This window comes from Photorhabdus sp. HUG-39 (assembly GCF_963878365.1).
Classification (GTDB): domain Bacteria; phylum Pseudomonadota; class Gammaproteobacteria; order Enterobacterales; family Enterobacteriaceae; genus Photorhabdus; species Photorhabdus kayaii.
Map to the genome: position 1 here is coordinate 1 of NZ_CAWNWY010000001.1, position 19,476 is coordinate 19,476.

At 46.4% G+C, this 19,476-nt stretch carries 15 protein-coding genes; all 15 read left to right on the forward strand.

Annotated features, from left to right (window positions below):
- Nucleotides 1-716 precede the first annotated feature (716 nt).
- From tssB to tssH, 15 genes are read left to right on the forward strand one after another with little or no spacing between them, the layout of a single operon-like run.
- Entirely contained in the window at nt 717-1,268 is a 552-nt protein-coding gene (gene tssB / locus AAC155_RS00005; protein WP_113040532.1) for a type VI secretion system contractile sheath small subunit, read from the forward strand.
- Nucleotides 1,269-1,275: 7 nt separating this feature from the next.
- Nucleotides 1,276-2,757, forward strand: coding sequence for a type VI secretion system contractile sheath large subunit (gene tssC / locus AAC155_RS00010; protein ID WP_113040776.1), 1,482 nt, complete (start codon nt 1,276-1,278; stop codon nt 2,755-2,757).
- Nucleotides 2,758-2,813: 56 nt separating this feature from the next.
- Nucleotides 2,814-3,308, forward strand: coding sequence for an Hcp family type VI secretion system effector (locus AAC155_RS00015; RefSeq protein WP_113040533.1), 495 nt, complete (start codon nt 2,814-2,816; stop codon nt 3,306-3,308).
- Nucleotides 3,309-3,358: 50 nt separating this feature from the next.
- Nucleotides 3,359-3,802, forward strand: coding sequence for a type VI secretion system baseplate subunit TssE (tssE, locus tag AAC155_RS00020; RefSeq protein WP_113040534.1), 444 nt, complete (start codon nt 3,359-3,361; stop codon nt 3,800-3,802).
- Nucleotides 3,803-3,806: 4 nt separating this feature from the next.
- Complete coding sequence (gene tssF, locus AAC155_RS00025) at nt 3,807-5,618, forward strand: type VI secretion system baseplate subunit TssF (protein WP_113040535.1); 1,812 nt, start codon at nt 3,807-3,809, stop codon at nt 5,616-5,618.
- Nucleotides 5,609-6,583, forward strand: a complete 975-nt coding sequence (gene tssG, locus AAC155_RS00030; protein ID WP_113040536.1) for a type VI secretion system baseplate subunit TssG — start codon at nt 5,609-5,611, stop codon at nt 6,581-6,583. The genes tssF and tssG overlap by 10 nt, the downstream gene beginning before the upstream one ends.
- A 23-nt stretch (nt 6,584-6,606) precedes the next feature.
- Nucleotides 6,607-8,613, forward strand: a complete 2,007-nt coding sequence (locus tag AAC155_RS00035) for a type VI secretion system Vgr family protein (RefSeq protein ID WP_113040537.1) — start codon at nt 6,607-6,609, stop codon at nt 8,611-8,613.
- Nucleotides 8,614-8,647: 34 nt separating this feature from the next.
- On the forward strand, nt 8,648-9,244 hold the full coding sequence (locus AAC155_RS00040; protein WP_113040538.1) for a DUF6931 family protein: 597 nt from the start codon (nt 8,648-8,650) through the stop codon (nt 9,242-9,244).
- Nucleotides 9,244-9,543, forward strand: coding sequence for a PAAR domain-containing protein (locus tag AAC155_RS00045; protein WP_173362525.1), 300 nt, complete (start codon nt 9,244-9,246; stop codon nt 9,541-9,543). Before AAC155_RS00040 ends, AAC155_RS00045 begins: the two co-directional genes overlap by 1 nt.
- A gap of 13 nt (nt 9,544-9,556) precedes the next feature.
- Complete coding sequence (tssA, locus tag AAC155_RS00050; RefSeq protein ID WP_113040539.1) at nt 9,557-10,645, forward strand: type VI secretion system protein TssA; 1,089 nt, start codon at nt 9,557-9,559, stop codon at nt 10,643-10,645.
- Between the two features lies 1 nt (nt 10,646).
- Nucleotides 10,647-11,324, forward strand: coding sequence for a type VI secretion lipoprotein TssJ (locus AAC155_RS00055; protein ID WP_113040540.1), 678 nt, complete (start codon nt 10,647-10,649; stop codon nt 11,322-11,324).
- A gap of 3 nt (nt 11,325-11,327) precedes the next feature.
- On the forward strand, nt 11,328-12,725 hold the full coding sequence (gene tssK / locus AAC155_RS00060; RefSeq protein ID WP_113040541.1) for a type VI secretion system baseplate subunit TssK: 1,398 nt from the start codon (nt 11,328-11,330) through the stop codon (nt 12,723-12,725).
- A complete protein-coding gene (locus tag AAC155_RS00065) occupies nt 12,722-13,345 on the forward strand; it encodes a DotU family type IV/VI secretion system protein (RefSeq protein ID WP_229015659.1) in 624 nt (207 codons plus the stop codon). Before tssK ends, AAC155_RS00065 begins: the two co-directional genes overlap by 4 nt.
- Before the next feature lie 15 nt (nt 13,346-13,360).
- Nucleotides 13,361-16,879, forward strand: a complete 3,519-nt coding sequence (locus tag AAC155_RS00070; RefSeq protein ID WP_113040542.1) for a type VI secretion protein IcmF/TssM N-terminal domain-containing protein — start codon at nt 13,361-13,363, stop codon at nt 16,877-16,879.
- Nucleotides 16,872-19,436, forward strand: a complete 2,565-nt coding sequence (gene tssH / locus AAC155_RS00075; protein ID WP_113040543.1) for a type VI secretion system ATPase TssH — start codon at nt 16,872-16,874, stop codon at nt 19,434-19,436. The genes AAC155_RS00070 and tssH overlap by 8 nt, the downstream gene beginning before the upstream one ends.
- Nucleotides 19,437-19,476 lie beyond the last annotated feature (40 nt).

Genomic DNA, 19,476 nt, shown 5'->3' on the forward strand with positions numbered 1-19,476 from the left:
CTGGTCAAACAATGCGATTGCGGGGCACCGAGCCAAAGGAACAAGCTTAAAAAAGCGGGTTGGTGCGATGATTATCGGGCAAGAGTTTTCTTTGGATGAATAGCAGTCAAAGTATGCTCGTGCCCTGGCGCTTCTCCACCTGTCCGGAATAGGATATCCCGGAATGCTTTCATATCAGCAGCTTTGTAAAGCGCTGTTTTTTAGTCAGCGCTTTTATCTAATAAAAATTCTTAAATTATTTCACCTCCCTTCTAAAATTAACCACAGATTAAATCAAACTCTAACTCCACCTATATTTAAATTTTTCTGACTCGTCAGATTCTTATTATTAAAAACGGCGATATAAAAAATAAGACAAGTATGAAAATGCATTTTGACCACAATGCGCTTTATCGATTTTTTACCATAAATACAATTACTTATAAAATAATATAAATTTCCTGATATTATATTTCATTCTAAGACTATTGCATTGAGTTAATATCCATGAGAATTTATTCCCCGCCGAAATACGGTGGGTTTTGAATATCATTAAATGTGTCACAACATATTAACTTGCTATCAATAGCGTTAATTGATCTCTTCATCTATTTCTCATCTTATTCGGTTATTTACTGTCTATCTCATAATGCTTACTGAAATAGACCATTAATCAGGTTTGGTGCGGTTTAACGTAAGTTTGCACTTCCTGTCATATATAAAAGGTAAAAGGTGCCATGAATACTCAACGTAAGCTTGATAAAGTCAGACCGCCCCGAGTTCAGATTACTTATGATGTTGAATTAGGTGGCGCGGTCGAGAAAAAAGAATTGCCTTTGGTTATTGGCGTTATTGGGCAATTTGCTGAGCAATCTATTCCCATGCGTGAACGTCGTTTCATGCATGTTGATAAAGATAATTTTAATGCAGTGATGGAAGGTTTATCACCTTCATTGGAATTACAGGTTGAAAGCGCACTGCCGGGTCAGAGCGGATTTATTAATGTCGATTTGCAATTTAAATCAATGGCTGACTTTAACCCTGAGAATTTAGCGAAACAAATAGAACCGCTTCATCATTTGTTAGAGGTACGCAGCAAACTCAGTGATCTGAAAGGCCGTGCATTGAGCAATGAAAAATTGCGAGACCGTCTGACGGAAATTCTGGCTGAACATGTGGATAAATTACCGCCGGTAAATGAAGAAGCGGAAACCGCCGCCACAGAAAATACAGCAGATGACGTCACCCCGGAAAATAGCAATATCCCGGAAAATAACAATGCACAGTGAGGACAGTATGGAACAGAGCGTTGTTGAACAACAAGAATTGAAAACGACAGAAACCAGTGGTGATTTTCTTGATCAGATTATTGATAACACGCAGGCCATTCGTCGGGAAGCCGATCGTGATCGGGTAAAAAGCCAGCTCGACCAATTTCTGGCCGAAGTCACCTCCGGTTCACTGGTTATTTCTGGCGATTTGGTAAACAGCATTGAGGAACGCATCGCAGCGATTGATGCGCTGATGTCCGCTCAACTGAGTCTGGTCTTACATCACCCGGAATTTCAGCGTCTGGAATCTTCTTGGGTAGGGCTTAAAGGATTACTTGACCAAAGCGAAACGGATAATACTCAGATCCGCATGTTGAACGCGACGAAAACCGATTTGATTAAAGACTTTAAATCGGCATCGGATTTCGATCAGTCAATGCTGTTTAAAAATGTGTATGAATATGAATACGGTACCTTCGGTGGTGAACCTTATTCAGCGTTTGTCGGTGATTTTGACTTTGATAACAGCCCGGAAGATCTTTACTTACTGGAACAGATTTCTCATGTGGCAGCAGCAGCCCATGCGCCGTTTATCAGTTCAGTCAATGCGGGCATGTTAGGGTTGAATGATTTTGGTGAACTACCACGTCCACGTGATTTATCCAAACTGCTTGAAACATCTGACTATCTGCGCTGGAAACGCTTCCGGGAATCTGATGATTCTCGCTATGTCGGCCTGACGTTGCCGCGAGTGATTGGCCGTTTGCCTTACGGGGCAAAAACCATCCCGGTCGAACAATTCTGCTTCGAAGAGCAGGTAAAGGAAGGAAACAGCAACAGTTATCTGTGGATTAACGCCGCTTATGCACTGGCAGGACGTATGGTAGCTGCATTTGAACAGTATGGTTGGTGTGCGGCGATCCGCGGTGTGGAAGGTGGAGGATTGGTTGAGGCATTGCCAGCGTATCATTATACCTCTGTATCCGGGGAAAATGTGCTGCAATGCCCGACTGAGGTGGCTATTTCTGATCGCCGTGAAAAAGAGTTAGCAGAATTAGGGTTCATTCCTCTGGTTTATTATAAAGGAACTGACTATGCCGCATTTTTCTCGGTGCAGTCACCGAATAAGCCGAGAAAATATAATTCTGACCTAGCGAACGCTAACGCGAAATTATCGACCCAATTGCAATATATTATGACAACTTCTCGTTTTGCCCATTATCTGAAAATGATTGTACGTGACAAAGTGGGTAGTTTTATGTCTCGCGGAGAATGTCAATCTTATCTGCAAAACTGGATCAACCAATATATTGTTGGCTCTGATACCGTCGGCGCAGAAATTAAAGCGAGTCACCCATTACGGGAAGCAAGAGTTGATGTCGTTGAAGTCCCCGGCTCACCGGGAACATATCGGGCTGTGGCTTATTTAAGGCCGCATTTCCAATTAGAAGGATTAAGTATGTCTTTACGGTTGGTGGCTGATTTACCACCGTCATCGGCTGCCTGATTTTTCTATTTATTAATATTTATCCTATTTATTACAACTAACTGGAGTAGTTAATTATGAGTTCTTCAATTTTTTTACAAATTGATAGTATTAAAGGTGAGAGTACCGACAGCAAACATAAAGAGTGGATTGAACTGGAACATGTCAATTTTGGCGCATTCAACCATGCACGTATTGCAGACAGCGGTAAACGTAAAATTACCGTTGGCGCAGCGGATTTCCGCACCATTGATTGTGTGAAGGTGATGGATTCCAGCTCGATTAAATTACTGTCTGCCGTGGTGCAAGGTACCGCGATTAAGAAAGTGAAATTGGAAATCTGTACGATTTTCAAAGGCGAAATGCACCCTTACGCGGAAGTGGAAATGGATGAGTGTGTCATCTCCGATGTTCATGAAACGTGTTCACGTGGTGGTGAATTCCCACAAGAACAGATTTCTATCACCTATTCCAAAATTAAATGGACATTTACGCCACTCAAAGAAGATGGCACGAAAGGAGATAAGGTTGGGCCGGAAGGTTGGGATCTTATCGAGAATAAAAAACAGTAACAATTACCCTTTACTGCCGGTTGAAGGCCGGCAGTTTTTACCGGAAATATATGATGATTCAGCCTTCATTTCTCCATCGTCTGAAAGATGATTATCCACAAGATGAAAATCGGGGTGTCACACTGGTTTGGTCACGTCAGGAAGTTATACAAAGCCTAATCGCCGATTTGAGTATGTTATTTTCATCAAGACCTATTTCTGAAGTTTTCCCTTTATTTGGTGAGTTATCGAAATCCGTTTTAAATTATGGCGTTTCTGATGTCATTAATGTGGATATTTCGGATGATGAGCGTATTGATGCACTGAGCAATAATATTTATCAAGCTATTTCCCGATTCGAGCCTCGTTTGCAAGATGTCGTTATTACATTACAGAAAAATACGCCGGAGAATATTACCTTCTGGGTGAAGGGAATTTTCTTCAACGAACAAGTGGTGTTTTCTATCTCATGGAACAGTACCGCATATACCTATTCAATTTCATGGGATAAATAACAAGATGATGTTATTACCACAAAAAATACTGACTTATTATAACCGGGAATTGGGTTATTTAAGGCAATATGGCGCTGCTTTCTCTCAGCGTTTTCCTAAAATTGCTAAACGTCTTGGGTTCGCAGAAGGTGTTTCAGAAGATCCGCATGTAGAACGCCTGGTGGAATCTTTTGCATTCCTGACGGCAAAAATCCATCAGCGGATTGATGAAGATATGCCGGAACTCAGTAATGCCATGTTAGAGGTATTAGCGCCCCAGTTTCTACGTCAAGTACCGTCGGTATCGTTGGTGCAGTTTCAACAGGACCCATTAGCATCCGGTGTGACCGGAATGATGACGGTGGCGCGGCATACGCCATTGTTTTCTCAGCCGGTGGGCGATGTGACCTGTCATTTCCGCACGGTATATCCGCTGGAGATGTTGCCATTGGATTTAACGTACGCGGAACTGACGCCAGACCCTTATGATCGGGATTTTATCTTAACGCTGAATTTCACTTTGTGGCCGGGTGCCAGCTTTCAGGCGCAACATATCCGGTTGTATTTACATGGCGCACCAGTGCTGACCCATAGTTTGTATGAATTGTTGTCAGCGCAAGTTAAGCAACTGGAATGTCGGTTAGGCGAGCGTACATTCAACCTGAATAGCCGGGGTGTTCAGGTAGTGGGTTTTGATCCGCAAGATAGCTTATGTGCCGATGATTCATTAATAAACCCGATTCATCACTTATTTCGTGATTATTTCAGTTTCCCAGAAAAGTTTTTATTTCTGGATATTCCGTTACCGGATGCCGGTTTGATCACCCGTTCATCAGGCAAGCTGCAATACCGTTTCCAACTTAAGGATTGTGTTGCATTGCGCCGCATTGAACGTATGAGTGATAAAGTCAGCAACGAAACCTTCCGGCTAAATTGCGTGCCGATAATTAATCTGTTTTCTCATCAGGCGGAACCCATTATTCCACTGGAAACAGAGCATGAATATCTGGTTCAACCGGATGCTCGTCGCCCACAAGGTATGGAAGTCTATACCATCGATCAGGTCGAAATTGTCAGCCGTCAACAGGAACAATTAAGTTCCAAACCGGTGCCGTCGTTATTTGGTATTGAACATACACAGTCTGACGAACAGCTCCCATTATTTTGGCAGGCAACGTCACGTCCCTCACTCAGACATAACGATCTGGGAATGAATATGTTCATCGGTTTTTCTGATAGCAGTGGTGAACATCTGAAACCCGAAACCGATGTGGTGAGCCTGAGTTTGACCTGTACTAACCGCGATATCCCGCGACAGTTGAGTAACGGTCATCCTGATGGCGATTTCGAATCAGAAAGCGCACTGCCGGGGGTAAAAATTCTGGGATTGATCCGTCCCCGATTGCCGGTGCGTCCACAACCCAATAGTGCATTGAACTGGCGATTGGTATCGCAACTCAATTTAAACCAAATGTTACTGAGTGGTCCGCAGGGTGTTCAGCACTTAAAAGAGGCGCTAGAACTCTACAACTTGCTTGGCGATCCCGCCATATCGCGGTTGATTGCACAACTACAGCAGATTGCTATTGCGCCGGTGAGCGCACGCCTGAATCCCGCCGATCCCCATTCTCTGGCGCGTGGGCTGGAGGTGACATTGACATTTCAGGCGCAAGCAGGCGAGTTTATTGATTTTTATCTGTTTTGCAGCCTGCTAGAACGTTTTATTGCCATGTATGCGCCGATTAACAGCTTCACGCAGACCGTAACACAGTTAGAGACGCTTAATAACAGCACTCACCGTTGGCCGCGTCGCAGTGGGAGAGTGACATGGCTTTAGAAAATAAGATGCGTTTAGCTGGCGGCCGTTTTTATCAAAATGTACGTCGTTTGCTTAAACATTGTCGCCAACGTGAAGACGCGATAATCATCCCTGATGATGTGGTGCAATTCAGCTCTGCACTGACATTAGATGCGCCGACAAGGGAAATCGAGTCGCTATTACCACCGCAAGAGGGGGATGAGCAGTATCGCATGGCGGTACATCACTTTGGTCTGTTAGGAACCCTTGGCGCATTACCGTTGCGTTATACCGAGTGGCTGATTGACAGGCGTTACCGCTATGGAGACGAATCGGCTCAGGCATTTATTGATATTTTTACTCACCGTCTACTTAGCCTGCGTTTTCAGGCATGGCAGAAATATCGGTTATATATCAATGCCGAATTGCAAAACCATGCAGAGTTACAAACCCATCGGGCTTTACCGGCAGTCATTCCGGCAGTTGTCGGCCAATTGATGGATAACAAAATAGAGCGCTCTCATCCCGCTTGTGTCGGATTGCTGGCAACACCGGTCCGTTCAATGGTGAATTTGCAACACCTGTTGCAGCGGGAATTTGGTATGGCGGTCAACATCCAGCCCTTTAAAGGGCGCTGGCAATATGTTGAACAGGCGCACTGTTGCTATTTAGGTCGCAGTTTGCTAAGCGATAACCCGATGTTGGGTCGCGCTTATTGGGATATTCAATCAGGATTTCATATTCAGTTAGGGCCGTTTGCCGCTCGGCAACGAGCCGCCTTTATGCCGGGAAATGAACAATATCGCAAACTGACACAATGGGTATGGCAATTTGCCGGGCCGTTGCTCTCCTTTTCACTGGAATTGTTGGTACAGCATAGTGGGCAAGACAATATATTAAATGGCAGCCGTCAATTGGGGTGGGATGGTTGTTTGGGTGATACCGGCAAGAACAATATTCAGCATATCTATCTGGCTGAATGTACAGGTCCCTACGCGGATTAAACAAAAATACAGGTAATAAAAAAATGCTGTTAGGGCAAAAGAATCGTTTTTTACAGGTTATCGGTAGCCTGTCTGACATTGTGGCACTGAGCAAAATAGAGGGTGAAGAGCACCTGTCACGGCCTTATTCATTTTCTGCTCAGCTCTATTCCAACGCGGATTGGGATAAGCTGGAGTCTCATATCGGTAAGCCTTTGGCATTTCGTCTCGGTGAAGCACCGAATCACCGCATTGTGCATGGCATATTGACTGAATTGCAGCAACAAGGTTTCAGCGACGGCCAGTTTTGTTATCAGGCACGTATTGAACCCTGGCTGAAAATGCTGACATTAACCCATAATCTGCGCGTCTATCAGCGCATCAGCGTGCCGGATATGGTATGTGATATCTTCCGTAAACGTGGGTTTAACGACGTTGAACTGGCGCTAAAAAGCCGTTATCCGAAGCTTGAATATTGTATGCAATACAAGGAATCAGATTTTGACTTTGTGACACGCCAACTGGAACAAGCAGGAATTTTCTATTTCTTTCGCCATGAAGAGGGGCGTCATGTGCTGGTATTGGCAGATCATCCTTCTACGTTTATTAACGCGCCTTTAGCGGTATTGCCATATCAATCGAACGTGGGTGATCAGCAGGGCTATGGGCTACGCGCTTGGCATATTCATCGCACACTGATTCCAGGTACGGCGGAAATGAATGGTTATAACGTTAAAAGTGCCGCGGCAATCAGTGCCAGTGCTAAAGCGAACAGCGGCTATTCTACCAATCCCAAGCTTTCTATCTATGATGATCGACGTCAGGAGGAGCGTAATCAACTGGAAGTACAGGCAACGCTGTGCATGGAACAATGGGAATCACAGTCTTATTACGCACGTGCCGTTAACAGTTATCCCGGTTTGCAAGTAGGGCATCAGTTTACCCTGAAAGGGCACGCCAGTGCCGATGGCCGTTATGCCGTGGGCCACCAGCGATTAAAAGCGGAAAACAACCTGGAGGAAGGCGAATTACTGTTTTCGTCTCAAGTGACCTTATTCCCGGCGAATAAAGCATTTCGCCCGCGTCCTTCTGTTACGCGGCCCTACATTTCCGGCGTATTGTCCGCGCTAGTAGTAGGGCCGACGTCAGAGGAGATCCATACTGATGCACAGGGACGCATCAAAATCCAGTTTCACTGGGATAAAGAACATAAAAAAAATGATGACAGCTCTTGCTGGATACGTGTCAGTCAGTTTTGGAATGGCGCAAAGTTTGGTGCGCAATTTGTGCCACGTGTGGGCAGTGAAGTGTTGGTGAGTTTTATTGATGGCGACCCGGATAGCCCGCTGGTGACCGGAACGGTTTATAACGGGGTGAAGATGCCCCCATTCGCGCTACCGGGGCAGAAAACCCAAAGCGGGATTACGACGCGCAGTAGTGCAAAAGGCACAGTGGAACAAGGACATCAGTTCTGTTTTGAAGATAAGAAAGGTGAAGAATTCATTTTGCTTCACTCACAAAAAGATATGCGCCTGAAAGTGAAAAATGATTTTTCGGCGCAGATCGATCGCAACGTGTTATGGGAAATCCAAGAAAAGCGCGATACCCAAATTAAAAAGGGCAATGACACGTTAATTTTGAGCGAGGGCAACGCCTTAACTGAGGTGAAAAAAGGTGACAAAAAACAAACGCTGGATCGTGGCAATTTTACCACCACCGTCAGTGCAGGCAGTTATGAGCTGGAGGTATCCAGAGGTAACGCCAAAATCAATGTAGGTCAACAATGCACAATTACGGCAAATCAGGGCATTGAACTGAAAGTCGGTGCCAGCACATTATCGATTACCCCGGCCGGGATCACCATCAAAGCGCCATCTGTTACCGTAGAAGGATCAGGAAAACTGGCGTTGAAGAGCGGTGGCATGGCGGAACTAGCCGCAACCACGGTAAAAGTAGAAGGCAGTGCAATGGCACAATTAAAAGGCGGCATTGTTCAGGTGGATGCGACCGGCATTGCTATGGTGAAAGGCACTCTGACCAAGATTGGTTAATAGCAGGATCAACGAATAATAAGAGTTTGCAATCATGGTTAAATTACGACACTACCCACTTTCGCCACAGGCGGAATTGGCACTACAACAACACGCAGCACATGAACAGAATCTATCGGCGCTTAATAAGGAAATGTTGTGGCAAGACGCAGTGTGCTACACCATTTTTATGTTGCCTTACACTCAGGCTCTGGAACTGGTACTGACATTTATCTCCTGCGTTTACGAACGCGATCTGATGCAAGGACAACGGTCGTTATTGCAACAAGTGCGACGCTGGCGGGTTGATGGCGGTGATCCGTTGCGTCATGAACTGTTCGAACAGGCGCAAACAGTCGGGTTCGATAACCCGATTTCATGTCTGGCGCTTTCCGTTTTTTGGAGTGAAGGCAGCATGACCACCCCGGATTTGGAAGCGGTCTATCCACAACCGTGGCAATCACTGGCGGCATTAGCCGATACGTTGTGCCTGATATTGCATATTTATGGCGAACAACCGGAACGACAAATGCAGTACGTTGAGCAATTTTTTCAACTGGCACATGGTCAACTGAGGCAATTGTCACCGTCACAAGATCAGGGACGCAAAAACTATCTGTACTATGAAGCCACATTATCAGGAGAGCAATGATGCCAATGCCAGCCGCCCGTGTGGGTGATATGCATATTTGTCCAATGGTCTCGCCTGCGGTACCGCCGGTGCCACATGTAGGCGGACCGATTATGCCGCCAGGTGTACCGACAGTGCTGATTGGTGGATTACCGGCGGCGACAATGGGTTCAATGCTGGTGTGCGTCGGGCCGCCGGATACCGTTGTCATGGGCAGCCCAACGGTATTGATTGGCGGACGGCCTGCGGCCAGACTCGGCGATTTATGTGCACATGGCGGCACAATTACTACTGGTTACCCATTAGTGATTATTGCTTGAAATGGAGGCCACTGTGAACTTAGCCAAAATAGATATCGCGCGTTTTTTACAGCCCATTACTGCTGACAAACCCGCAGGGTGCGATATCGAATACGAACCTATTTTCGAGCAGATAAACGCAGCGCGCGAAACCGACGACGATTTTCTCCAGGACGACGCATGGGGTTATGAAACCCGTCAGGCTGATTGGCTGCGAGTTTCAACGTTGTGCCAAGAAGTGCTGGAAAAACAGAGTAAAGACTTGCAGATAGCTTGCTGGTTAACCCAAGCGCAAGGGGAACTGTATGGCCTGGCAGGGATTAACGGTGGTATCACATTACTTGCCCGTTTACTGGAAACTTTTTGGCCGGTGCTTTATCCACCGCTGGATGATACAGAGATAAACAGTGCGGATGCCCGTCTTGGTCGGTTGAACTGGTTGGATAAGCAATTGGTGAAACAATTGGACAATCTGACATTGACCGATGATGGCAAATTAAGCCTGAGCGTCTGGCAACGGGTGCAATATTTTGAACAACGCGTTGCCGTTAATAATGAATTACGCAGTGCCTTGATCAGTGATGGCTATTTCGGTATCGCTGAGTGCGACAGCAGTATTCGCACTACGCCAACCGAACAATTTAACCAACTGCTGATGCAAGCTGAGCAGGTCAGTAAGGCGTTGGCAGAACTGCAACACATCATGGCGAGTCTGTTGCCGGATACTGGTAATAGCATGAGTGCCAGTACGCAGCGCTTGCAAGATCTGCTGGCCTTAATTGAACGGTTTCGTGAAACGGTGACACCGGAATTCATTCAGGAATATCGCAATGAAGAAATAACGGCAGGAGAAAATGCACCAAATGATATAAATACGGCTTTTTTAACAGAGGGTCGGACGCACCATGAAATGCGCGCTAGCGCTATTAAACAATTGATCAATATAGCCAATTACTTTCGTCAAAATGAACCTACCAGTCCAGTGCCCTATTTAATTGAACGTGCAGCGCGTTGGGCAAATATGGGCATGGCCGAATGGCTGGAAGAAATGATGTCAGAAAATACCTCCGCGCTACAGGAAATTATGCGCGTGATAAAAGGACCAGAAATAAATAGAGAATAAGATGAATAACATGAATCTTTATAGCGTCATTAAACGCCGTTTTTTAATATTGACGGTAATTCTTGTAATAAGTGGTTGCAGTCACTCTATTTCCAACGATGAAAAACGCTTGCAGGCAATTGAACAAGCCAAACCAGTTTATGCCAGCAATGCCATTCGTTTAAGAATAACTGCGGTTCCGCAACTGAATGTTTTTAATAATATGTCAAATAGTTGCACAATATTAATTGCTCAAGCGGAGAAACGTGAACAATTAGATAAATTACTGGCTAATCCGGTGTTATTACGCAATTTATTTGCCGGCACCGGTGCAACAGAGCAAATATTACAGTTGGATAATTACGTGATGATGCCGGGGCAATCGGTATCTTTACACATCGATAGAGCGGAACAGGCGCGTTATATCGCATTAATTGCCGGTTACTACCCGGCGCCAGATAGTACTCATACGCGAGTATTATCACTGCCGCTGCGCCTTGAGCAACACGGTTGGTGGAATAGCGCCTGGAGCGCTGAATTTGTTCCCATGCGCATTAATCTGACGCTAGGACGTTACGCCATTACCCGCAGTGATTTCTCCGCAGGTAACACTGGCGATGAGGTGGTTTTTCCTGGACAAATAGTTTTTCCCGGACAAACGGCAGAATCCGGCAGTGACGAAAGTGTGTTAAGGAAGTAACCCATGTTTGAACATAAACCGATATATTGGTATTCAGGATTATATTTACAACCACAGCACTTTCAAGCCCATGAATTGCAAAATGAATACTGGCAAGGACGTTATCAGTTACTGACACAGCCTTATGCTTTTGGTGTGGTGAAACTCGCATTCAATCTGGCCGCGTTAAGTGATGAAATACTGAGTGTTCATCACGCCGCGTTTATTTTTCCCGATGGTTGTTACGTGGATTGTGATGTCAATGGCGTACTCAGTGCCCGATCATTGCGGGATTGCTGGCCGGTACGTGATAAACCGCAGCGCATCTATGTTGGCCTGCGTATGTTCAGCCACAATCAGAGTAACGTCACCGGTATCACGGATGCCAACGGTGTCGGTAATATCACCAGCCGTTGGGTAACATGGCCGCAAGAACAGCGTATGCGGGATGCTTTTGGCGAGGGACCGGAAGCAGAAGTGCAACAACTGACCTATAATTTGCGTTTTTTCTTACACGATGAGATTGATCAGGCAACGGATTATGCATTATTACCGGTGGGTCAACTGCATTGCACCAGTGACGGTATTGCACTGGATAACCGCTATCTACCGCCATGTTTGACGCTCTATGCTGTGCCACAACTGGGCCAGCGCATTGATCAACTGTGTCAGGAGTTAACCGGGCGCGTCCATCAATTGGAAGAGTTGAAACGCCCGCAAACACTGGAAGGGGAAATTTATACCCAAGAAAAAAGCACATTATTGCTGACACTACGGACTCTGGCGCGTTATGTCGTACAGTTGCACCATTTTCAGGAAGCGCGAGATGTTCATCCCTTACAGATTTTTGGGCTATTGCGTCAACTCATCAGCGAGCTTTCCTGTTTTACCGATCGTTGCTCCTTTTTAGGCGAGTGGAATGGGCAAGAAGAGGTACTGGAGAAATATCAGCATCGGGATCTGGTGCTAACTCTTGATAGTTGTGAACGGACAATTGCCGATTTGCTTAATGCACTGGTGCTGGAACCCAACACCGTGATCCCTCTGCAACAGGAAAGCCGTGGTTATTATCATGCAACCTTCAATACAACAGGGAACAATGAACAGCAACGGCTCTATTTGGTGCTGCGTTCTGACAGCTTTACCCATCGCGAGCGTGAAATTCCTGATGATCGCTTAATTAAACTGGCGGCGGCAGAACAGATCGACAATATTATTAACCGCGCTTTGCCCGGTGTACGTCTGTACTACCAGGAAATTGCGCCACATGGTTTACCTAACCGAGCAAATACCTGCTATTTCCGGGTAGAAAACCGCGGTGCATTGTGGCGGCAAGTAGAAGAGAGCAAACGTGTGGCAGTGCACTGGGCAGATGCGCCAGACGATTTACAAACAGAAATCGTTATAGTGAGAGCATCATGATGCAGTTATTGGATTGTTATATTCCAGTATTCACTTGCGTATTGCGCATGATCCAGCAGCAGGTGAATCAAGCGGAAATAGTGCGGCAAACCGTGTTAGCTGAGTTGACACAAGCGCAGAATAGGGCGCGTTTGCAGGGTTATGGGGCACAAGATATCGAAGAGGCAAATTTCGCCGTGGTCGTTTGGGCAGACGAAGCCATTTTGTGTGCAGGCCAAAAAGAACTGAGTATTTGGCGCCAATCATCGTTGCAGGCTGAACTTTATGATGCCGAACTGGGTGGAAATACGTTTTTTGATCGCCTTGCCGCGTTAGTACCGGATAATTATCCGGTTCGATTGGTCTATGTTTTTTGTCTGCTTGCTGGATTTTATGGCCGTTATGGCAAACATGATAATTTAGAATTACACAATATTATCCAGCAAGAATTAAATAATCTTCCTGATACTTTACGTGGTTATCTCTCTTTAGAAAATCATCAATTAATGAACGGCTGCGATAATAATCCAAAAAATAAGCACTCCAATCGTAAATGGCGTAGAAAATTAATATTATTCATGTCATCTATTACATTAATTTATATTTTTATTACCGTCTATTTATTAAATATTGGTCGGTAAACTCGGAAATTAAACATGAAAAAATTATTTTATGCCATTGGCTGGCTTAGCGTGATGGTTATCCTTTTATTACTCAGTTTAACTATTGCGGTGGCATTTTCATGGCCGACAATAGGTGGCCTGTTACTATTTATTTGCCTATTGCTGTTGTTATTATTGCTGCGTGGGGCAATGGTATTCATGCCGGAAATAATGAATAAACTACGCTGGATAAATAAATTCTGGCGGAAAGGAAATAACCGGCTGGAATATTTACTCTATCAACACTGGTGGCAAGGAGGATATTTACAAAGCTGGCGTCGATTCCGTTCATTGTTACACCGTAACGGCCACGTTCCACCGTGGTTTCTGGTGGTAGGCGAACGCGGCAATGGTAAACAGAAGCTGTTAACGCACTGCAATGTGGCGCCCATGACGGGGAAAAATCTACCGTCGCTGACAGAAAACACCTTTACTTGCCGCTGGTGGTTTTTCCGCCGAGCAATGTACATGGTCGTTTCCGGTCGTTATACCGAAGGTCAATCCTTGTACCGGCAAGCCTGGTTGCGTCTAATAAGCTGGATCGCCCAGGTCCGAAAACCTGCTGGTGTACTCGTTTGCTTATCGGTGGAACAGTTGCTAAACAGCGACAATCGAGCGCTCTATATCGCCGCACGTCAGGTACGTGCTCAGTTGGAACCATTGCAGATACGTCTGGAACGCCGCTTACCCATCTGGTTGATCCTTACCCACAGCGAAACATTACCGGGGTTTGACCATTGGTGCACCCAACTGTCAATAGAACAACATACTGAATTGCTAGGCGATTTTATCGAGCACCACACGGTGGGTAATGTCACCGACGTGCTGGACAAGAGCATGAACACCATTGTCAACACGTTGAAAATGATGCGCCTTAAGTTACTCAATCAACAACGGCAGCAACCCAATGCGGAAATCTTAGCGTTACCAGAAACGGTAGCTCAACTGCAACCTGCACTGGGTTGTTACTTGAATGCACTGTTCGACCAAGACCATTATCTGGAGCATGGTCTGTTGCGTGGCCTGTTTTTTACCGCCGAGCATCAAACTGCTGGCATTTTCAGCCACCGTTTGTTGGGAGAATATCTGCCTGACCAAGTTCAACATAGCCAAGATCAACGTAGTAATAGCGTATTGCTGACCGGCTGGCGGACATTGACCAAACGCGTATTCGTTAGCCTACTGGGTTTGATGCTGGTGTACAGTGCCGGCAGTGCATTGATGACGACCTGGCGTGGCGTTATGCAGCTTGAGAATATCCATAAGGTAAACCTCCTTGAGCGGAGTTACTTGCGCTATCGACAAGTTGAGTATTGGTCACAGGAAACCTTGCCATCTCTGCTTTTCTATCCGGTCATCCATACAATGGAACAAAGGATGGCGCAGCAATACCAGCAACAAGCTCCTGTTAATGCATTCGACCCGGCATCGTTAGCAACACATTTGCTAACACGTTTCCGTAACGCGGAAGCACCACAAAAACAGCTGTTGGCTTTACACTGGGCACGTTTTATTAACATTGAACAGGCAATGGCGCATGGCGCTACGCTAGAAACTTTACAGCGTATGCCTGCTTATTCAGCTTCACTATTAAGTGGTGAAAACGATCCTTTATCAGCGGAACAACGCGTCGCACTTCGTCTGGCGCAATATCGCCAAGGCAATGCACAGCAAGAATTTGAACAATGGCGAAATGTATTGCAGACATTACTGGAAGATAGCAATAACTGGCAGTGGCTATTAGCTGACGAACAACCGGCTGGAACGCATTCCCTGACACTGGCTGATTTCTGGCCGCTAACCAGAGAAGATGCCGCCACCATTAACGCTCGTATCCGTGGTGTCTATACTCAAGCCGGTGAACAAGATATTCAGGCAACCTTGGGCGAATTGGCACAAGCCCTTAACAGACCGGAATTTTTTACTCCTTTACAGCGTTCATTTTATCAACAGTATCAAAGTCAGCGCCAATCAGAGTGGTTAGCATTCGCCCAGATCATGCCGCAAGGAGAAACGTTAGTACGAGGCAAGAAAAACTGGCAGGCGTTGATATTAGCAACGAGTCAATATGACAGCCCCTATATCACCTTTATGACACAGTTAGAACGTGATTTAGCCACGATAGAGCCGGCGGAGCAGCAGCCTTGGTTACAGACACAACATCGTTTATGGCAACTGCATGGTTATGCACAAAAAAGTAGCGTGATGCAACGGGTCTCGCTAGGGAACCTCTCTTTACGCCAGCGCATCATGTCATGGTTTGGTATTTCACCGCAGATCTCTGTACGGCTAGATGACAACGTACTGACACGCTATCGCGTCTACCGACAAGCGGTGCAGTTAAATAGCCAACGCGAATTGCTCAGTGATATAGAAACCGAAGTGTTGGTTAAGAATGCGTTAAACAACGAGAAAGGGGAACTGGACGATAGCGGTCTGCGCGCATTGTTCAACCGTTTCACCCTGTGGCGCCACGAGGCCGAAAGCAAACAGAATACCGAGGTAACCGGGTTGAATGAATCCCTATGGCAACTCTATCAGGGTGATGCGCATCTGGTACTACGTTACGCCTTCTTAAGTGCCGCCAGCCGCTTGCAAACCCAGTGGGAAAGCAAAGTGATTTGGCCGATGGAAAAATTGAGCAGACAGGAACTGTTTGATGGTCGGGAATTAAACGCACGTCTGTATGAATACAGTAACGCATTTGTACGGGATACCGCAGAATATGCGTTGGATATTCGTCCTGAAGGGATTAAACGCCAGGAAATGGAAGATGTGCTCTTTCCGTTTAGCGATGATTTTATTTTCTATATTAATAACCTCATCCAGCCAAATGACTTACTTTCAGCGACATCGGATATTCGCCGTCGCCTGCAAGAGAAACTCGCCTTACTGGAAAGCGGGCAACAACTGGCGACAGCACAACAGGAACCGGAACAAGAACAGAAACCATCGGCGGAAGTGACGATTGTCAGCCAACCGGCGACCGCTAACCAAGGGGCAAAGGTATTGCCAATTGGAAGTTCAGTGACGTTGAGTTGTGATGATGGCGTACAGCAGCTTAAAAGTATGAATTTCAATGACAGCATGACGCTGCATTGGAGCCCAGGAACATGCGGTAAAGTCCAAATTGATGTCTATTTTCCTCGCTTTACATTAAGCAAAAGTTACGTTGGTCCCGATGGTTTGCTGCAATTTATGCACGCTTTTTCCCGCGGTGAACTGACTCTGGCAGCACAAACGTTCCCACAGCGGCGCGATGAATTAAGTGCTCTGGGCATCAATAACATCACTGTGCGTTATCAAGTCAGCGGAAGCAAAGCTGTTTCAACACTGTATCAGCAATGGCAGCAACATCAGCAGCAGCAAACGGCGTTGTTGGAACAACGCAACCGACTGGATAGCCAATTATTAAATTTAAGTGAACCAACAGTGGCAAAAGGGACCCTTTCTACTTTGCCATCACAGATCACCACCCATTGGAACGAATTAAGGAAACCTAAAAGTGAGTAATTATCTTAAACAGATCGTAAGTAAATTAACGATAGAAGCGCGTCAGTGCCTTGATGAGGCCGCTAATCTGGCAGTACGGCGCACCCATCATGAAGTGGAAATTGAACACCTGCTATTGGCTTTGTTTGAAAAACAGCTTCCGACGATGGAACAGGTGTGTCGCCACGGCGGGATTGATGCCATGACGTTGCTGAATGCCTGCCAGAGATCACTGACACTATTACGCAGTGGTAATCACCGTCCGCCGGTACTGGCGACCAGCCTAACTGAATGGATGGAACAGACTTGGATGTACGCCAGTACCCATTGGGGCGCATCACAGATTACCGCTCAGGCGCTGATTGTGGCACTGATCATGAATCCGTCACTGCACCATTCGCTGACCTCAGAACTACAACAAGCGTTACAGGGTAACACTGATGGGATAGAACAGTGGTTGCGTACACAAGCACATCCGAAACCGCAACAAACTATATCACCTCCTGTCGGAGATAATACCCAATCTGCGCTGGCACAATACACGCATCACCTGACACAGGCAGCACGTGATAACAAACTCGATCCGGTTTTAGGGCGTGAACGGGAAATTCGTCAGTTGATTGACGTGCTGTTACGCCGTCGCCAAAACAACCCGTTGTTAACCGGTGAAGCGGGTGTCGGCAAAACCGCACTGATCGAGGGGCTTGCTCAGCGGATTGTTGATGGCCGTGTACCGAAAGTTTTGGCACAGGCTGAACTATTTACGCTGGATATGGGGCTGTTACAAGCGGGCGCCAGCGTGAAAGGTGAATTTGAAAGCCGTCTGCAAAAATTATTGGATGAGGTGAAAGGGTATCCTACACCAGTAATTCTGTTTATCGATGAAGCGCATACGCTGATTGGCGCAGGCGGCCAAGCTGGGCAAAATGATGCAGCCAATCTGTTGAAGCCCGCGCTGGCACGGGGTGAGTTACGGGCGATTGCGGCAACCACCTGGTCTGAATATAAGAAGTACTTTGAAAAAGATGCAGCGTTAGCACGTCGTTTCCAGTTGATCAAAGTCGAAGAACCTTCGCTAGAACTGGCAATCGCCATGTTACGCGCCATGACACCCGCGATGGAAAAACATCATGGTGTCAAAGTACTCGCAGAAGCGGTAACGGAAGCGGTTACGTTAGCCAGCCGTTATATCACCGGACGTCAGTTGCCGGATAAATCGGTTAGCCTGTTGGACAGCGCCTGTGCCCGCGTTGCCGTTTCACAGACTGACGAACCAGCGCCGATTGAAGATCTGCGTGCCATGCTGACAAACATCGCTAGCGAACAGGAAGCATTGTTACGTGAAGGCGGCCATGAAACTCAGCTACAGAAATTGGCGCAACGTCAGACTGAATTGCAAGCATCACTGGAAGCAATTTTGCCGGAATATCATGCTCAACGTCAGTTGGTCAATGACATCCTCGCCTGTGAAGAACACGATGAACGGCTACCTGTGTTACGTGCAGAACTGCATCAGCGCCATCATCAGCACGCTTATGTCTTTGATTGTGTTGATGCTACCTGTGTGGCGGATATTATTGCCGGTTGGACAGGAATACCCCTTGGCCGGATGGTAGAAAATGAGCGTGATGTGTTGCGTCAGCTAGAAACCCGCCTCGGCCAACGGGTCATGGGGCAAGATCATGCGCTCAGCCAGATAGCGCGTCAAATTCGGATTGCTAAGGCACAACTGGCCGATCCGGTCAAACCCACCGGAGTCTTTATGCTTACAGGGCCTTCGGGTGTAGGGAAAACCGAGACCGCCTTAGCGCTAGCTCATGAGTTGTATGGCGGTGAACATCATCTGATCACGATTAACATGTCGGAATATCAGGAAGCTCATTCGGTTTCTGGCCTGAAAGGTTCTCCTCCCGGCTACGTCGGTTATGGACAAGGTGGTGTATTGACCGAAGCGGTTCGGCGTCAACCTTACAGCGTGGTGCTACTTGATGAAGTGGAGAAAGCTCACCCCGATGTGCTGGAGTTGTTCTTTCAAGTGTTCGATAAAGGCATGATGGAAGATGCTGAGGGACAACAGATTAACTTTCGTAATACGTTGATTATCCTGACCACGAATGCGGCATCAGATTTGGTAATGCGTGCAGCAATGCACGGAGTAAAAGAGCAGGGGGAAAATCGCCCGGCAACTCTGGAAGATATTCAGGAGATTATCCGGCCAGAGCTGCAACGTATATTTACGCCAGCATTTTTAGGCCGTTTGCAGGTTATTCCTTATCTGCCGGTACATGGCGAAGTTCTGCATGCCATTGTCCGCCATAAATTGAACAAAGTTGTCGTGCGCTATCGTCAATCAACCCAATGTGAATTGCACTATAGCGATACGCTGGTGGATTTTATCGCTGAAGGGTGTCGAATCGCGGAAAGTGGGGCACGTGAAATTGACAACCTGTTAACACAGTTTGTCCTGCCGTTGTTATCAGATCAATTGCTATTAGGTGATGTGCCAGTCAATCAGGATGTCTGGATAGATGTTATAGACGGTCAAATACAGTTACGATCAGACCAAAAGAAATTATAACTATATAATATTATCAACTAAGGGTAGTAAGAGCTTATCT